We start from the raw sequence: 17957 nt of genomic DNA, 5'->3' as shown, positions 1-17957 counted from the left end.
TATACTAAAATAAAAAATTCAATTAATATTCAAGAAATTTTTAAAATTTATGTTACTATGTCCAATTTTTATGGATAAGTAGCATAAGTAAACTTGTCCTTAAACTATATATTTAGTAAGTATATAGTTTGGGAGGACAACAATGATTGAATTTCAAGAGATATCGTTTAAACATTCAAATGGCAAATATGCAGTTTCAGACTTATCATTTACGATTGAAAAGGGAGAATGTGTAGTATTAATTGGTCCAAGTGGGTGCGGTAAAACGACGACAGTTAAATTATTAAACAGATTACTGAATCCTACTGATGGTGTGATTTTGTTTAATAATGAAAATATAGTTGATACAGATATTTATGAATTAAGAAGAGATTTCGGCTATGTCATGCAACAAATCGCATTGTTTCCACATTTTACAGTTGAAGAAAATATATCGATTGTACCTCAGTTGAAAAAGTGGGATAAAAATCGGATCAAAGAGCGGGTCGACGAATTATTGGAATTAGTTAATTTAGTACCTGAGGAATTTAAGCAAAGATCTGTTGCAGACTTGTCAGGAGGTCAGCAACAAAGAGTAGGGGTTGCAAGAGCGTTGGCTGCAGATCCAAGTGTGTTATTAATGGATGAACCTTTTAGTGCTTTAGATCCGGTGACACGTGAACAATTACAAAAGGAATTAAAGTTATTAAAGGATAAAATTAAGAAAACAATTTTATTCGTTACACATGATTTAGATGAGGCATTTTATATTGGAGATCGAATTGGCATCATGCATAATGGTGAACTTGTTCAAATTGGGACAAAGGAAGAATTGATTAATCAACCTAAAAACCAATTTGTTGAACAATTTATTCGTCGTTATAGGGAAAAAAATGTAGTGGAAGGGGGAGTCTCATTATGATTCTCACTTCATTTTTAGATACATTTGGTAATCGAAAAGAGCAGTTGGCTACTGCTTTGATTGAACATGTTCAATTATCACTTTTGTCATTAATAATTGCGATTGTAGTTGCTATCCCAATTGGTATTTATTTATCAAGAAAGCAAATCTTATCAGAATACGTAATAGGCAGTACAGCAATCATCCAAACAATTCCTTCGTTAGCTTTATTAGGCATATTAATTCCGTTAGTTGGTATTGGAAAAGTTCCTGCTATTATTGCATTAAGTGTATACGCTCTTTTACCGATATTACGAAATACATATACCGGGATAAAGGAGATTGATCCAATCTTGTTGGAAGCGGCTACTGGACTAGGAATGAAGAATTCTCAAAGACTAGTAAAAGTGGAGTTACCATTAGCCTTACCTGTTATTATGGCAGGCGTACGTACTTCAATGGTCTTAATCGTTGGAACAGCAACGATTGCTGCACTCATTGGAGCAGGTGGATTAGGCAGTTTGATTTTACTCGGTATTGATCGAAATGATATGAATTTAATTATAATTGGCGCGATTCCAGCTGCCATTTTAGCAATATTTTTTGATTTCTTGTTAAGAATACTAGAAAAATCAAGTTTTAAAAGTTTTTCATTACGAATGGTTACGACTGGTTTTATCATATTAGCATTATGTATCTCACCAATAACGATCCAAGCTTGGAATAAAACTGATATTGTGATCGCTGGTAAATTAGGGGCAGAACCGGAAATCATTATGAACATGTATAAGCTAATGATTGAAAATGAAACAAACTTAAAGGTTGAAGTTAAACCTAATTTTGGAAAAACTACATTTGTTTTTAATGCGCTGAAAAATGGAGATATAGACATATATCCTGAATACACAGGTACAGTTGTATCTACATTTTTGAAAGAAAAGGCTGTTAGTAATAATGCTAGTGAAGTTTATGAGCAATCTAAAAATGGTTTAGTTAAAAAATATAATATGAGTTTTTTAGCACCGATGAAATTTAACGATACTTATGCTTTAGCAATGCCAGAAAAAGTAGCTAATCAGTATGGTATCGAAACGATATCTGATGCAGTCAAATACGCGAATCAATTAAAAGCAGGATTTACATTAGAATTTTCAGATCGAGAAGATGGTTATCTCGGTTTAAAAAAGCTGTATGGTTTAAATTTGCCAAATTTAAAGACAATGGAACCAAAATTACGCTATCAAGCAATTCAATCAGGTGATATTTCAATAATAGATGCATATTCAACAGATAGTGAGTTAGATAGTTACGATATGAAAGTTTTAAAAGATGATAAAGAATTATTTCCGCCGTATCAATGTGCACCACTTCTAAGAAGTGAAACAATTGAAAAATATCCAATGATTGAAAAAGTACTGAATAAATTGCAAAATAAAATTAGTGATGATGAGATGAGAAACATGAATTATCAAGTAAATGTTGATGGAAAAACTGCAGAAAGTGTTGCGAAAGAGTTCTTAAAGAGTGAAGGATTATTACAATAAATGATTAAAAAAAGGGGATGTTCAAAAATGAACATCCCTTTTTATTATGATGATATAGGAAAAACTACTTATTAATCATTATAAGCTCCAGTTAACATTTCACTGACAAAGGAATCAATCTCCCATTCTTTAGATGATGTTTCAACAAAAAAGTCGTTTGTAGGTGATTTTTGATTTTTCATTTGAAAATCAAAATGATTACTCATTACCTTTAATACTTCATTGATTTCATTGATCGTTCCATTAATGTGTAAAGTAGCCATTTTTATCCCTCCGTTAATTAACTGAAAATTCTGTATAAAGTAAACTAATAATAAATTATTTCTTTCATAGTTTCAAGGGTAGTTTTTTGTCGAAAAGTTATTTTGAAAAAATGTAAAGGTTTTCATTGTTGATATATCAATATTTGTACCATTTGTGAATAATTTATGAATTTTAAATTTTCTAAAAACTTGTTGATTAATTTATTGGATTGGCATAAAGTAAGTACTAATAATTTTAACTCTACTTTAGGAGGATTTAACGTGACAGCCCAACAGATTTATTTAAACGGTGAGTTTGTACAAAAACATGAAGCAAAAGTATCTGTATATGATCACGGGTATCTATATGGAGATGGAGTATTTGAAGGAATACGAGTTTATGAAGGAAATGTATTTCGTTTAAGAGAGCATTTAGTTCGATTATACGAATCTGCAAAATCTATTTTGCTAACAATCCCGTATTCTATTGAAGAGTTAACTGAGATTATTGTTGAAACAGTTAATCGTAATCATTTACATAGTGGATATATTCGACTCGTCGTTTCTAGAGGAGAGGGAAACCTCGGTTTAGATCCTGCCTCTTGTCCAAAACCAAATATAGTCGTAATCGCAGAACAATTAGCATTGTTCCCGGATGAACTATATAAAAATGGGATTGATATTGTAACAGTCCCTACTAGAAGAAATAGAAGTGATGTATTAAATCCTCAAATTAAATCATTAAACTACTTAAATAATATATTAGTAAAAATTGAAGCTAAACTAGCAGGGGTGCAAGAAGCACTTATGTTAAATGATCAAGGTTATGTAGCTGAAGGTTCTGGAGATAATGTATTTATTATCAAAGGAAATAAGCTAGTGACACCACCAAGCTCAGCAGGAGCATTAGAAGGAATTACTAGAAATGCCATCATGGAATTAGGTGAAACATTAGGTTTTATCGTTGAAGAAAAGTTATTTACAAGACATGATGTTTATGTAGCCGATGAAGTCTTTTTAACAGGTACAGCGGCTGAAGTAATTGCTGTTTCTAAAGTTGATGGTCGAGTGATTGGAACTGGTAAACCCGGAGAACATACAAATCGTTTATTAAAAGCATTTCGTCAATTAGTAGTAGAAGATGGAGAAAAAATTTACGTAAAACAAGGGTGATACAATTTGCGAAGTGACATGATAAAAAAAGGTATTGATCGAGCACCACATAGAAGCTTACTGTTAGCTGCTGGTGTGAAGGAAGAAGATTTTCATAAACCATTTATAGCAATCTGTAATTCATATATTGATATTGTACCAGGTCATATTCATTTAAGAGAAATGGCAGATGTAGTAAAGAAGGCCATTAGGGACGCTGGTGGAGTACCGTTTGAGTTTAATACAATTGGCGTTGATGATGGCATCGCGATGGGACATATCGGAATGAGATATTCTCTACCAAGTCGTGAAATTATAGCAGATGCTGCTGAAACAGTCATTAATGCACATTGGTTCGATGGCGTATTTTATATGCCAAACTGCGATAAAATTACACCAGGTATGTTAATGGCAGCTGTTCGTACGAATGTACCAGCAGTTTTCGTATCAGGTGGCCCAATGGCTGGTGGCTTATCAAAAGATGGTAAAGCATTATCACTTGCTTCAGTATTTGAAGGCGTTGGTGCATTTAAATCTGGAAAAATGAGTGTAGAAGAATTATTGGATATTGAAAAGTCTGCATGTCCTACATGTGGTTCATGTTCTGGAATGTTCACTGCAAATTCAATGAATTGCATTATGGAAATGCTTGGTGTAGCGCTCCCATACAATGGAACGATTCTAGCAACTAGTGAAGAACGACATGATTTAATTCGAGAAGCAGCAGTTCATTTAATGGATTGTGTTAAAAATGATATAAAACCAAGAGATATTATTACAAAAGAAGCGATTGATGATGCTTTCGCTTTAGATATGGCAATGGGTGGTTCAACTAACACAGTACTTCATTTAATGGCAATCGCGAACGAAGCTGGCATTGAGTACGACATGAAGGATATTAATGAGGTTGCTAGGAGAGTACCGTATTTATCAAAAATAAGTCCAGCATCGCATTACTCAATGCATGATGTTCACTTAGCTGGCGGTGTACCAGCAATTATCAAAGAGTTAACGACAATACCTGGTGCGATTCATAGTGAAAGAATCACAATCACAGGTAAATCATTATTTGAAAATGTAGAAGATGCTTTCATTTTAAATAGTGAAGTTATCCGAAAAAAGGAAAATCCATATAGTCAAAATGGTGGATTATCAATCTTACATGGAAATTTAGCACCAGATGGATCAGTTATAAAGGTTGGTGGCGTCGATCCTTCAATTCAAGTTTTTATTGGAGAAGCGATTTGTTTCGATTCTCATGATGAAGCGGTTGATGCAATTGATCAAGGTCTAGTAAAAGAAGGTCATGTAGTCGTTATTCGATATGAAGGACCAAAAGGTGGTCCAGGAATGCCAGAAATGCTTGCTCCGACTTCATCAATTGTAGGAAGAGGACTTGGCACAAGTGTAGCATTAATTACTGATGGAAGATTTTCAGGCGCAACACGAGGAATTGCAATTGGTCATATTTCACCGGAAGCAGCAGAAGGTGGTCCAATTGCTTATGTTAAAGACGGCGATGAAATCATCATCGATTTATTATCAAGAAGTATTACTTTATCGGTTTCAAGTGAAGAATTAGATGAAAGAAAGAATTCATTCATCCTCCCAGAACCAAAAGTTAAAACGGGATATTTAGCAAGATATGCAAAGCTTGTTACTTCCGCTAATACAGGTGGAATTTTAAAAATATAATGAAAGCAATGAAAGAGAAAAGTAGTTATGTCAAGGATCTTCAGAGAGTCGGTGGCTGGTGAGAACCGATGACCTTGTCTAATGAAACTCACTCTTGAGTGCCAGACTGAAATATTTTTAAGTAAGTCTGGACGTTGGCAACGTTATCGCCAGATTTTGGTTATCCAAAATCCCAAAGTTAGGTTTTTTAACCTAAGAAGAAGGGTGGTACCGCGAAAAGTCTTTCGCCCCTTCAGCATCTGCTGAAGTGTGGAGTCATGGCTTTTTTTTATTGGAAAAAACAGAGGTAAAAATAGGAGGGGAAAAAGAAAATGAGTCATCATTCGATGAAAACTCTACCGAAACAAATTTCCGGTGCAAATTTATTAATTCAAGCTCTTAAAGAAGAAAATGTGGAACTAATTTTTGGTTATCCGGGAGGGGCAGTTTTACCTTTATATGATGCACTTTATGACGCTGACATTGTGCATATATTAGCAAGACATGAACAAGGTGCAATTCATGCAGCTGAAGGATTTGCAAGAGTAAGTGGTCGAGTTGGAGTGGTGATTGCAACTAGTGGTCCTGGAGCAACGAATGTCGTAACAGGATTAGCAGATGCGATGATGGATTCTTTACCGCTAGTCGTATTTACTGGTCAAGTTGCAACAAGTGTAATCGGTACTGATGCCTTTCAAGAAGCAGATGTAATTGGTATAACAATGCCAGTTACAAAACATAATTATCAAATTAGAAATGTTGAAGATATACCTCAAATCGTAAAAGAAGCATTTCATATCGCTTCAACAGGAAGAACTGGTCCAGTCGTTGTTGACTTACCAAAAAACATGATGGTTGAGTTAGGCTCAATGAAAGAAAAAGTTGAAGTCAATTTACCAGGATATCAGCCAACATACGAGCCGAATTTTATTCAAATTACAAAATTACTACAAGCAATTGAAGTGGCAGAAAAACCAGTCGTTTTAGCTGGAGCAGGAGTTTTACATGCTGATGCATCGAAAGAATTTACTGAATTCATAAAAAAATATAATCTACCAGTCGTTCATACATTACTTGGACTTGGCGGATACCCAGCGAATGAAGAGTTATTTTTAGGGATGGGTGGAATGCACGGAACGTATACAGCAAATATGGCAATGTATGAAAGTGACTTACTCATCAATATTGGAGCTAGATTTGATGACCGTTTAACTGGGAATTTAGATCATTTTGCCAAAAATGCGGTAGTTGCCCATATTGATATAGATCCTGCTGAAATCAATAAAGTAATCCATACTAACATCCCAATTGTAGGTTGTGCGAAAGAGGTCTTGAAGGTTTTATTGAAGCAAAAAGGTGGCAAAGAGAATCATAGTGATTGGTTGAACTTACTAAAAAATAGAAAAGAAGCATTTCCTTACCATTTTGAAGAGAGTGATGAATTAATCAAACCGCAAACTGTCTTATCACACTTACACAAAATGACAAACGGAAATGCAATCATTTCAACGGATGTAGGTCAACATCAAATGTGGGCAGCACAATATTACCCATTAGAAAAACCTCATAAATGGATTACATCAGGTGGTCTTGGAACCATGGGATTTGGATTACCAGCAGCGATTGGTGCACAATTCGCCCACCCAGAAGAATTGGTTGTTGCCATTGTTGGTGATGCTGGATTTCAAATGACATTGCAAGAGCTAAGTATTATGAAGGAACACAATTTACCAGTGAAAGTCCTAATTCTAAATAATGCTGCACTAGGTATGGTTAGACAGTGGCAATCTGCCTTTTATAATGAACGCTTCTCTAGTTCTCTAATTGACTGTCAACCTGATTTTGCGAAACTTGCCGAGGCATATGGAATTAAAGGAATCACAATTACGAAGCCTGATTTATTGGAAACACAATTAAAAGAAGCGATCGAATACGATGGTCCGGTTTTAATTGATTGTCGAATCCATCAAGGAGAAATTGTTACACCGATGGTTCCACCAGGTAAAGGGATTCATGAGATGGAAGGGGTGAAATAATGAAACGTGTTATTACTTCAACTGTTCTAAACAACAGTGGTGTTTTAAATCGTATTACAGGTGTTATATCACGAAGAAGATTTAATATTGAAAGCATTTCTGTAGGTCATACAGAGCAAGATCATATTTCAAGAATTACATTTGTTGTACATGTTGAAGATTTACAGCAAGTCGAACAGTTAATTAAGCAGCTTCATAAGCAAATTGATGTGATAAAAGTAGCTGATATAACTGAAGATTCAGTGATTGCTAGAGAATTAGCATTAATTAAAGTCAGTACAAATGCTAATACAAGAAACGAGATTTATAGCTTAATTGAACCGTTTCGCGCCTCAGTTATTGATGTGAGTCGAGATCAAATTGTTGTTCAAGTTACAGGGAATTCTGAAAAAGTTGAAGCATTAATTGAGCTATTAAGACCGTTTGAGGTGAAGGAAATCGCCCGAACTGGTGTTACAGCATTTACTAGATCTGCTAAACATAAGGAGCATGCTCAAAAGCTACTCTCTTATTAAAAATAAAAATTAAAAAACTAAAAAATTATTTGGAGGTAATGGAAAATGGCTAAAGTTTATTATGGTGAGGATGTAAAACAAAACGTATTAGTAGGTAAAACAGTTGCAGTAATTGGATATGGATCACAAGGTCATGCGCATGCATTAAATTTACATGAAAATGGACATAAAGTAGTAGTTGGTTGTAGACCTGGAAAGTCTTGGGATGCTGCAGTAAATGACGGTTTACATGTTACGACAGTTTCAGAGGCTGCAAAAGTAGCTGATGTAGTAATGGTTTTATTACCAGATGAGCATCAACCAGCAGTCTATGAAAATGAAATTGCTCCATATCTACAAAGTGGTAATGCATTAGCTTTTGCCCATGGGTTCAACGTACATTTTGATCAAATTGTCCCACCAGCAGATGTAGATGTATTCCTAGTTGCTCCTAAAGGACCTGGACATTTAGTACGACGCACTTTTGTTGACGGTGCAGCAGTTCCAGCATTATTTGCTGTTTATCAAGATGTAACTGGAGAAGCAAAAGAAGTTGCACTTTCTTATGCTGATGGCATTGGATCAACTAGAGCGGGTGTATTAGAAACGACATTTAAAGAAGAAACAGAAACAGACCTTTTCGGTGAACAAGCAGTTCTTTGTGGTGGTGTAACGTCGCTTGTAAAATCTGGATTTGAAACATTAGTTGAAGCAGGATATCAGCCAGAGGTTGCATATTTCGAGTGTTTACATGAATTAAAACTAATTGTTGACTTAATGTACGAAGGCGGAATGAGCTATATGCGTTACTCAATCTCAGATACAGCACAGTGGGGTGACTTTGTTTCTGGACCAAGAGTAGTAGCGGATGAGTCAAAAGCAGCAATGAAAGACATTCTTGCAGAAATCCAAGATGGAACATTTGCAAAAGGATGGATTAATGAAAATAAAAATGGTAGACCAGTATTTAATAAAGTGAATGAAAGCGAAAAGCATCATCAATTAGAAGAAGTGGGCGAAAAATTACGTGCAATGATGCCATTTATCCAAAGAAAAGAAAAAGTCGAGGTGAAATAACTATTATGAGTAAAATTCAGTTTCTTGATACAACATTACGTGATGGCGAACAATCTCCTGGGGTTAATTTAAATCGATTTGAAAAGCTCGAAATTGCGAGACAGCTCGAGGCTTTAGGTGTTGATATCATTGAGGCTGGTTTTGCTGCTTCATCGGAAGGTGATTTTTTAGGAGTACAAGAGATTGCGAGACAGATTCGATCTGTCTCCATCTCAAGCCTTTCTCGAGCTAAGGATTCCGATATTCGAACAGCATGGGATGCCCTAAAAAAGGCTGCAGAACCAAGACTTCATATTTTCCTAGCGACAAGTGATATTCATATGAAACATAAATTGAATTTAACTAGAAGCGAAGTTTTGGAGACTGCTAAACATTGTGTCCAACTTGCAAAATCTTTCTTTCCAAAAGTACAAATTTCCGCAGAGGATGCCTGTCGTAGTGATCGCGCTTTTCTTGCTGAATTTGTTGAAACAGCAATTCAGGCAGGTGCAGATGTAATCAATATTCCAGATACGGTGGGATATATCAATCCGTCTGAATACTACGATTTATTTAAATTTTTACAAGAAAATGTACCTTCATATGACAAAGCAATCTTCTCATGTCATTGTCATGACGATCTTGGTATGGCAGTTGCAAACTCTCTAGCTGCAATACAGGCTGGCGTTGAACAAGTAGAATGTACTGTAAACGGAATTGGAGAAAGAGCAGGAAATGCTGCATTAGAAGAAATTGCAGTCGCGCTACATATTCGAGAAGATGTATATCGAAAAAATACCAATTTACGTTTACATGAAATTACGAAAACAAGTGAACTTGTTAGTCGTCTAACTGGTATGGTTGTCCAGAAAAATAAAGCAATTGTTGGTTCTAATGCATTTGCACATGAATCAGGCATTCATCAAGATGGCGTATTAAAAGAACCAACAACCTATGAAATTATCCCACCAGCTCTTATAGGACTTTCAACAAATTCATTAGTATTAGGAAAACATTCGGGTCGTCATGCATTTACTGATCGATTAAATGGTCTTGGATACGAATTTTCCACTGAGATTATTAACGAAGCATTCATTCAATTTAAAGCATTAACAGATAAAAAGAAAGACATTACCGATGAAGATTTAATGAGGATTATTAGTAAATGGAGCGATAAGGAGGTTTTAAAATGAATGTAAACATTGCGTGTCTTGAAGGTGATGGAATAGGTCCAGAAATTATGGCTTCAGCAATTGAGGTGTTAAATACAATTGCAGAAATTTTTTATCATCAATTTACATTTTCTCATAATTTATTTGGTGGTCATGCAATTGATGAAACAGGAACTGCATTACCGAATGAAACATTACAAAATTGCCTAGCTGCAGACGCTGTACTACTTGCAGCTGTCGGCGGCCCTAAATGGGATCATGGAGTTGAACGCCCTGAAAGTGGATTACTTCGTTTAAGAAAAGAACTAAACTTATTTGCAAACATTCGTCCAGTAGATGTGTATGACGAGCTGATTAATTATTCGCCTTTAAAGTCGGATCGAGTAAAGGATGTAAGCTTTGTAGTCGTACGTGAGTTAACAGGTGGAATTTATTTTTCAGAACCACGTTTTCATACTGAAAATGAGGCGACTGATACGTTATCTTACTCAAGAGAAGAAATTGAAAGAATCGTAGAGTATGCTTTTAGTTTAGCAAAAACTAGAAAAGGAAAATTAACATCTGTAGATAAGGCAAATGTTTTAGAATCTAGTAAACTTTGGCGAAAAATTGTCAATGAGATGAATAAAAAACACCCAGAAGTCGAAGTTGAACACGTTTTAGTAGATGCCGCAGCAATGGAAATCATACGTAATCCAAGGCGTTTCGATGTGATTGTTACTGAAAATTTATTTGGTGATATTTTAAGTGATGAAGCGTCGATGATTACTGGTTCCTTAGGAATGCTACCATCAGCAAGTCGTTCAGGAAACGGTCCTTCGTTATATGAGCCAATCCACGGATCAGCTCCAGATATTGCCGGATTAAATAAGGCGAATCCGATTGCAATGTTAAAATCTGTATCTATGATGTTACGTGATTTTAACTTACATGAAGAATCAAAATCTATTGAATCAGCAATTGTAAAAACTTTTAATAATGGCTATTTGACTAGTGATTTAGGCGGAGATACAACTACAACTGAATTTACAAAGCATGTTAATTCATACATTGAAGCATTTGCAGTAGGAGGAGTTAACCGATGAAAAAGACGTTATTTGATAAGCTATGGGAACAGCATATCGTTACTGGAGATGAAGGAAAACCACAACTCCTTTATATCGATTTACATTTAGTACATGAAGTAACTTCTCCCCAAGCATTCGAAGGGTTAAGATTATCAAACCGTAAAGTTAGAAGACCTGATTTAACATTTGCAACGATGGATCATAATGTCCCAACAGAAAATCAATTAGTCATAACTGATATGATCGCAAAGCAGCAAATGGATACATTGCGTAATAATTGCCAAGAATTTAATATTCCTTTAGCAGATATTACTGATGAAGAGCAAGGAATTGTCCACGTAATTGGCCCTGAGCTTGGATTAACACAGCCAGGAAAAACAATTGTATGTGGTGATAGCCATACTTCAACCCATGGTGCATTTGGCGCACTTGCTTTTGGTATTGGTACTAGTGAAGTAGAGCATGTTTTAGCTACCCAAACTTTATGGCAAGTTAAACCTAAATCGATGGGTGTTTGCTTAGAAGGGAATCTTCCAAAAGGTGTTTACGCGAAAGACATCATCTTACACTTATTAGCTACTTACGGTGTATCAATGGGAACAGGGCATGTAATTGAGTTTTATGGAGAAACAATTTCCAATATGTCAATGGAAGAGAGAATGACAATATGTAACATGGCAATTGAAGGTGGAGCGAAGGCAGGACTTGTTGCACCAGATCAAAAGACATTTGAGTATTTAAAAGATAGAAGGTATACAGTTAATTCATATAATGAAAGATTAGTTGAATGGAAAAAACTATATACTGACAAAGGCGCAAATTTTGATAAAGAAATCTTTGTTGATGTATCCACTCTTGCACCTTATGTAACATGGGGAACAAATCCTGGTATGGGTGTAAGAATTGATGAAGCTCTTCCTACAATTAAAGATGAAAATGATGAAAGAGCATATGAATATATGGGCTTACAACCTGAAATTACACCAAAAGAGATTCCAGTACAACATGTCTTTATTGGTTCTTGTACAAATTCAAGATTATCAGATTTAGAAGAAGCGGCTGCTTATATTAAAGGTAAAAAGGTTAATTCAAACGTCCGAGCTCTTGTCGTACCTGGATCTAAACAAGTACGAAACGCAGCAATGAAGCAAGGTTTGCATACAATCTTTATTGAAGCAGGATTTGAGTGGAGAGAAGCTGGTTGTTCCATGTGTTTAGCAATGAATCCAGACCAAGTACCTGCAGGAGAGCACTGTGCTTCTACATCGAATCGTAATTTTGAAGGAAGACAAGGAAAAGGTGCTAGAACACACTTAGTTAGTCCAGTAATGGCTGCAGCAGCGGCAGTACATGGTCATTTTATCGACATTCGAAAGGAGCAAACAAATGAAACCGTTACGTACGCATAAAGGAAGCACTGTATCAATAATGTTAGATAATATCGATACTGACCAAATTATCCCAAAACAATACTTAAAGCGAATTGAGCGGACAGGATTTGGAGAATTCTTGTTTGACGAATGGCGATATCATGACGATCGTAGTCCTAATCAATCATTTGTATTAAATAATGAAGAAAGAAAGAATGCTACCATATTAATTAGTGGACATAACTTCGGTTGTGGATCTTCTAGGGAACACGCACCTTGGGCTTTGCATGATTACGGTTTTACCATTGTTATTGCTGGAAGCTTTGCAGATATTTTTTATAATAATTGTATTAAAAATGGCATGCTTCCAATTGTATTAGAAGATACAATTCGTCAAAAACTAGTCACACTAAAAGGTGACCAAGAAATTGAAATTGACCTAGAACATCAGCTAGTAAAAACGCCATTTGGGGACTATGAATTTACAATTGATTCCGTTTGGAAAGATAAATTACTTAATGGATTAGATGATATTGCCATTACAATGCAATATGAAGATAAAATTGAACAATATGAATCAGTAAGAGTATAAGTTAAAGGCAAAACATTTTCTTAGGAAAGTGTTTTGTCTTTTTTTTACCGTTTTATTTAAGTAACAGGAGGGGGATTTGGAAAATATTTTTTATGTTAAATGGTATGAGGAGCAAATTTACAAATTACTTTAATAGAATGTAAAAAGAAGGATTATCCTACATCTGAAAAGAATTATGATGATATATTTTCATATTTAGTTGATGATTACTTAGGTAGTGTAATATGTAAGACATTCTTAAAAAGTAAATAATAGTTTAATAAAATTAATGTTTTAATGAGAGGAGTTTACAATGAACATTCATGTTATTGTTGATAGTTCGGCAGATTTACCAGATGAATTGGCACAACAAAATGATATTGCAGTCATTCCACTGAGAATCTACGATGAATTGGAAAAGGAGTATACTGATCGGATCACTTTAAATCCTACGGAACTATTATCGCGAATGAAAAATGGAGAGCGCTTTACGTCTTCATTACCCTCTTATGATGCAATATACGATGCTTTGATTCGAAATTGTAAAGATGGGAATGCAACTTTCTATTTAGCTTGTTCTAGTGATTTATCAGGAACTTATAATTTTGCCCAGTTAGTAAAATTAGATATTCTAGAAAAGTATCCAAATGCAATAATAGAAATAATTGATACCCGATCGGTTTCATTAGGAATCGGGGTTTTAGTAGTTGATTTGCTAAAAAATATTCACAATGGAGATACCCTCGATGAACTCATTCAAAAATTACATGAAAAGATTCAAAAAATAAATCATGTTTTCACATTAGAAGGATTTGCAGTACCTAATAAGAGGCGGAAGAATTGGAAAGTTTGCTGGTTTCTTTGGTGGAATGTTAAATATAAACCCAATCATGGAAGTAGCAGAAGGGAAATTTAAACCGTTAGAAAAAGTACGTGGACGGAAAAAAGCACTTAATCGAATCATTGAAATTATGAAACTTCGAAAAAGTGACCAGCAAGATGAAGCCGTCGGTATTGTTTATGGAGATCAGGATGAGTTAGTATTAAATTTTATAGAACAATTACAGAAAACAATCGGTAACCAGAAGCTAATGATCAATTCAGTAGGCTCTGCAGTCGGGGTACATACTGGCCCAAGTGCTTTAGGGATATTCTTTTTATCAAAATAGTATTTTACTAATTTTTAAAATACTAAATTCTGTTTTAAAATTTCATTTACTGTAACCAATGCTCATTCTATATTTGAGCATTTTTTTATGACGAAATTAGAAATTTCAATTACCGTAAATAGATGAATTAAATTAAAACCAAAATAAGTTTGCAACACTTTTAGTACCATGTAATAATATAAGGTATAAATAATATGTTAAAGGGGTTCTATAATGAAAGTAAAGATTATTACTGATAGTGCTGCGGATTTAACGAAAGAGCTTTACGAGCGATATGACATCGATGTCATTCCCATTAGAGTATTTGATGAAGAGGGTAATGAATACTTTGACGGTGTGACATTAGAACCGGAGAAGCTTTTAAATGATATGAAAGAAGGAAAAGTTTTTAAAACCTCGTTACCGTCATATGAATCAATTCGTACAACTTTTGAAAAGTATGCAAAATTAAATATTCCAGTAGTACATCTATCTTTAACTTCTGAACTATCAGGAACCCATCAATCAATGGTGTTAGTAAAAAATGAATTGTTAGAAGAATATCCAGAATGGGATATTGATATTATCGATACAAAGTGTGGTGCATTAGGTCAAGGTTTGGTCGTGATTGAGGTTGCAAAAATGGCTCAAGAAAATGCAACAAAACATGCGATTATTGATTATGCAATAATGGCTTCTAGACATATGGAACATATTGTAACAGTTGAAGATCTTCAATATTTTGTAAGAGGTGGTCGTGTTAGTAAGTTTCAAGGATTTATAGGTGGCCTTTTAAATATTAAACCGATTTTACATTTAAAAGACGGAATCCTAACACCGATTGAAAAAGCAAGAGGTACAAAAAAAGCAATGGAACGACTTGTCTCAATTATGGAAGAAAGAGGCAGTGATCTGCAAAATCAATTAATCGGGATTACTCACGGTAATAATATTGAAGGTGCAAACTTGTTGAAGGATATGATTAATCAACGTTATGGTTGCGAGGAATTTGTCATTACAACAATTGGCGCAACAGTGGGTGCACATGCAGGGCCTGGAACCCTTGCCGTTTTTTTCTTAAATAAAGACTTTGCATGAAACTTTCGTCCAACTATTTGATAAGATGGTAAAGAAAACTAATTCTTTATCATCTTTTTTTATTGGCCTGTTTTGGTTTAATTTTGAAATATAGTTGATTAATAAAAAATAAAACTCATAGGAGTGATTGTATTGAAAGCATACGTATTGAGAGAGACGAATGGTCCAGAGTCATTAAAATTAGAAGATTTTGATCTAGGAACAATCAAACCAAATGAAGTTTGTATTAAAGTTAAAGCAGCTTCTTTAAATAGACGAGACTTTTTTATTACACATGGCATGTATCCTGGTATGAGCTTACCTTCAATTTTAGGTTCTGATGGAGCAGGAGAAATTGTCGAAGTTGGCGAAGAAGTAAATGAACTATCTGTGGGTGATGAAGTCATTATAAATCCAAGTCTAAATTGGGGTGAACGAGATGATATTTGTTCAGAGCAATTTAATGTGCTTGGAATGCCTCAAAATGGAACATTTGCAGAATTCATTATTGTACATAAAGAAAATGTGAAGAAAAAACCAAGTTATTTGAGTTGGTCTGAAGCGGCAGCTATTCCTCTTGCAGCTTTAACGGCTTATCGTGCATTATTTACACGGGGTGGATTAACAGAAACAGATACAGTTTTAATCCCGGGAATCGGTAGTGGTGTGGCATTATATGCTTTACAAATTGCATCTTCACTTGGAGCGAAAGTGATTATAACCTCTAGTAGTGATGAGAAAATCGAAAAAGCAAAAAAACTTGGCGCAGTAGCGGGATTTAATTATAAGGATCAAGATTGGTTCAAAAAATTAAGAAAAGAAATAGGAATGGTAAATTTAACAATTGATGGTGTAGGTGGCGAATCTTTTAATCGATTAATTGATGTCACAGCTCAAGGTGGAAGAATTGTAAGTTATGGTGCAACGAACGGTGTTGTACCCAATACTGTGTTGCCTAAAATATTCTTTAAAAATATGGATATTAGAGGCACAACAATGGGGAGTCCAAGAGAATTTGAACAGATGTTAGCATTTTTTGAAAAACATAATATAAAACCAGTAATTGACTCCGTATATTCTTTCTCGGATTTACAGAAAGCTTTAATACATATGGGTGAAGGTCATCAATTTGGTAAAATTGCTATTGAGTTCTCTTTATAAATTTAAAAAAAGAACTGAATCATTTTCAGTTCTTTTTTTATAGTACATTCATTAAATGAATACTCAGTCATAAGATATTAACAAATTTAGAATTTGTAATATTTAGTATTTTGTGTAATGTAAGCGTTTTACTTTTACTTTTGAATAGGAGGCTATTTATGAAACAATTTTACTTAACAAGAGAGCATGAAATCTTTCGCACGTCTCTTAGAAAATTTTTACAAAAAGAAGCGGTACCATATTACGAAGAGTGGGAAGCAAATCGGATAGTCCCAAGGGAATTCTGGCTAAAATTAGGTAATGAAGGTTTCCTTTGTCCATATATTGATGAAGAATATGGTGGTTTAAACACTGACTTTGGCTACTCCGTAATCATTATCGAAGAACTGGAAAAGGTCGGATCAAGTTTAGTTGGCGTTTCTCTTCATAATGATATTGTTGTTCCTTATATCGACGCGTATGGTAAAGACCAACAAAAAAAGGAATGGCTTCCAAAATGTATTTCAGGGGAATATATAACTGCAATAGCGATGACAGAACCAGGAGCTGGATCTGACTTAGCTAATATAAAAACGACTGCCATTAAACAAGGTGATCACTATATAGTTAATGGTGAAAAAACATTTATCACAAATGGGATTCATTCGGATTTAGTTATTATTGCAGTAAAAACAGATACTTCAATTCAGCCTGCATATAAAGGAATCAGCTTACTAGTAGTCGAAAAGGATACTATTGGATTTTCAAGAGGTAAAAAATTAAATAAAGTAGGACTTCATAGTCAAGACACTGCAGAATTAATTTTCCAAGATGCAAAAGTTCCAGTTAAAAATCTTTTAGGTGAAGAAGGCAAAGGTTTTTATTATCTAATGGATAAATTACAGCAGGAACGTTTAGTTGTAGCACTAGAAGCTTTAGTTTCATCCGAAGAAATGGTGAAAGTTACTACTGAGTATGTTAAAAATAGAAAAGCATTTGGAAAGTCAATCGGACAATTTCAAAACACGCAATTTAAGCTAGTAGAGCTAGCAACTGAAATTGAAATCGGTCGGACTTTTATTGAGCGTCTTATTATGGAACATATGGAAGGTAAAGATATTGTGAAGCAAGTATCCATGGCAAAGTGGTGGATCACTGATTTAGGCAAAAAAGTTGCTTCAGAATGCCTACAATTACATGGTGGATATGGTTATATGGAAGAATACGAGATTGCTAGACGTTTTAGAGACATTCAAGTTATGTCTATTTACGCTGGAACAAATGAAATAATGAAAACGATCATCGCAAAAAATATGGGATTAAACTAAACATTA

The 17957-nt window shown here is 34.6% G+C and carries 16 protein-coding genes, 1 pseudogene and 1 other annotated feature; of the genes and pseudogenes, 16 read left to right on the top strand and 1 reads right to left on the bottom strand.

Annotated features, from left to right (window positions below):
* Positions 1 to 142: 142 nt before the first annotated feature.
* On the top strand, positions 143 to 901 hold the full coding sequence (locus tag CAB05_RS02240) for an ATP-binding cassette domain-containing protein (protein WP_087998183.1): 759 nt from the start codon (positions 143 to 145) through the stop codon (positions 899 to 901).
* Positions 898 to 2424, top strand: coding sequence for an ABC transporter permease/substrate-binding protein (locus tag CAB05_RS02235; protein ID WP_087998182.1), 1527 nt, complete (start codon positions 898 to 900; stop codon positions 2422 to 2424). Before CAB05_RS02240 ends, CAB05_RS02235 begins: the two co-directional genes overlap by 4 nt.
* A 71-nt stretch (positions 2425 to 2495) precedes the next feature.
* On the opposite strand, the gene CAB05_RS02230 is transcribed toward CAB05_RS02235, so the two are convergent.
* On the bottom strand, positions 2496 to 2687 hold the full coding sequence (locus tag CAB05_RS02230; protein WP_087998181.1) for a hypothetical protein: 192 nt from the start codon (positions 2685 to 2687) through the stop codon (positions 2496 to 2498).
* A 261-nt stretch (positions 2688 to 2948) separates the two neighbouring features.
* Between CAB05_RS02230 and ilvE the strand changes: the two genes are divergently transcribed.
* From ilvE to CAB05_RS02160, 14 genes and pseudogenes are all read left to right on the top strand, one after another.
* Positions 2949 to 3839: a branched-chain-amino-acid transaminase gene (ilvE, locus tag CAB05_RS02225; protein WP_087998180.1), complete on the top strand. Its 891-nt coding sequence runs from the start codon at positions 2949 to 2951 to the stop codon at positions 3837 to 3839.
* 6 nt (positions 3840 to 3845) lie between these two features.
* Positions 3846 to 5513, top strand: coding sequence for a dihydroxy-acid dehydratase (ilvD, locus tag CAB05_RS02220; protein WP_087998179.1), 1668 nt, complete (start codon positions 3846 to 3848; stop codon positions 5511 to 5513).
* Positions 5513 to 5748 (top strand) — a binding site (T-box leader). (Overlaps the previous gene by 1 nt.)
* A 76-nt stretch (positions 5749 to 5824) precedes the next feature.
* Positions 5825 to 7528 carry an acetolactate synthase large subunit gene (ilvB, locus tag CAB05_RS02215; protein WP_087998178.1) on the top strand — a complete coding sequence of 568 codons (1704 nt, stop codon included), beginning with the start codon at positions 5825 to 5827 and terminating at the stop codon, positions 7526 to 7528.
* Entirely contained in the window at positions 7528 to 8043 is a 516-nt protein-coding gene (gene ilvN / locus CAB05_RS02210; RefSeq protein ID WP_087998177.1) for an acetolactate synthase small subunit, read from the top strand. The genes ilvB and ilvN overlap by 1 nt, the downstream gene beginning before the upstream one ends.
* 45 nt (positions 8044 to 8088) lie before the next feature.
* Positions 8089 to 9099 carry a ketol-acid reductoisomerase gene (gene ilvC / locus CAB05_RS02205; RefSeq protein WP_087998176.1) on the top strand — a complete coding sequence of 337 codons (1011 nt, stop codon included), beginning with the start codon at positions 8089 to 8091 and terminating at the stop codon, positions 9097 to 9099.
* Between the two features lie 5 nt (positions 9100 to 9104).
* Positions 9105 to 10238 (top strand): annotated as a pseudogene (locus CAB05_RS02200) (2-isopropylmalate synthase); the annotation flags it as partial.
* A 29-nt stretch (positions 10239 to 10267) separates the two neighbouring features.
* Positions 10268 to 11335: a 3-isopropylmalate dehydrogenase gene (leuB, locus tag CAB05_RS02195; protein WP_087998174.1), complete on the top strand. Its 1068-nt coding sequence runs from the start codon at positions 10268 to 10270 to the stop codon at positions 11333 to 11335.
* Entirely contained in the window at positions 11332 to 12726 is a 1395-nt protein-coding gene (leuC, locus tag CAB05_RS02190) for a 3-isopropylmalate dehydratase large subunit (protein ID WP_087998173.1), read from the top strand. Before leuB ends, leuC begins: the two co-directional genes overlap by 4 nt.
* The gene (leuD, locus tag CAB05_RS02185; RefSeq protein ID WP_087998172.1) at positions 12704 to 13279 is read left to right on the top strand and encodes a 3-isopropylmalate dehydratase small subunit; all 576 of its coding nucleotides are present in this window, start codon (positions 12704 to 12706) and stop codon (positions 13277 to 13279) included. The genes leuC and leuD overlap by 23 nt, the downstream gene beginning before the upstream one ends.
* 292 nt (positions 13280 to 13571) lie before the next feature.
* On the top strand, positions 13572 to 14174 hold the full coding sequence (locus CAB05_RS02180; protein WP_087998171.1) for a DegV family protein: 603 nt from the start codon (positions 13572 to 13574) through the stop codon (positions 14172 to 14174).
* Positions 14128 to 14427, top strand: a complete 300-nt coding sequence (locus tag CAB05_RS22565) for a DegV family protein (protein ID WP_268876369.1) — start codon at positions 14128 to 14130, stop codon at positions 14425 to 14427. The genes CAB05_RS02180 and CAB05_RS22565 overlap by 47 nt, the downstream gene beginning before the upstream one ends.
* 213 nt (positions 14428 to 14640) lie before the next feature.
* Complete coding sequence (locus tag CAB05_RS02170) at positions 14641 to 15504, top strand: DegV family protein (protein WP_087998169.1); 864 nt, start codon at positions 14641 to 14643, stop codon at positions 15502 to 15504.
* Between the two features lie 132 nt (positions 15505 to 15636).
* A complete protein-coding gene (locus CAB05_RS02165) occupies positions 15637 to 16644 on the top strand; it encodes a zinc-dependent alcohol dehydrogenase family protein (protein ID WP_087998168.1) in 1008 nt (335 codons plus the stop codon).
* 158 nt (positions 16645 to 16802) lie between these two features.
* Positions 16803 to 17951 carry an acyl-CoA dehydrogenase family protein gene (locus CAB05_RS02160; protein ID WP_087998167.1) on the top strand — a complete coding sequence of 383 codons (1149 nt, stop codon included), beginning with the start codon at positions 16803 to 16805 and terminating at the stop codon, positions 17949 to 17951.
* The last annotated feature ends 6 nt before the right edge of the window (positions 17952 to 17957 follow it).

Source organism: Gottfriedia solisilvae (genome assembly GCF_002128405.1).
GTDB lineage: Bacteria > Bacillota > Bacilli > Bacillales > Bacillaceae_G > Gottfriedia > Gottfriedia solisilvae.
The sequence above is the reverse complement of the archived record's forward strand: the minus strand, read 5'-3'. Positions and strand labels throughout refer to the sequence as shown.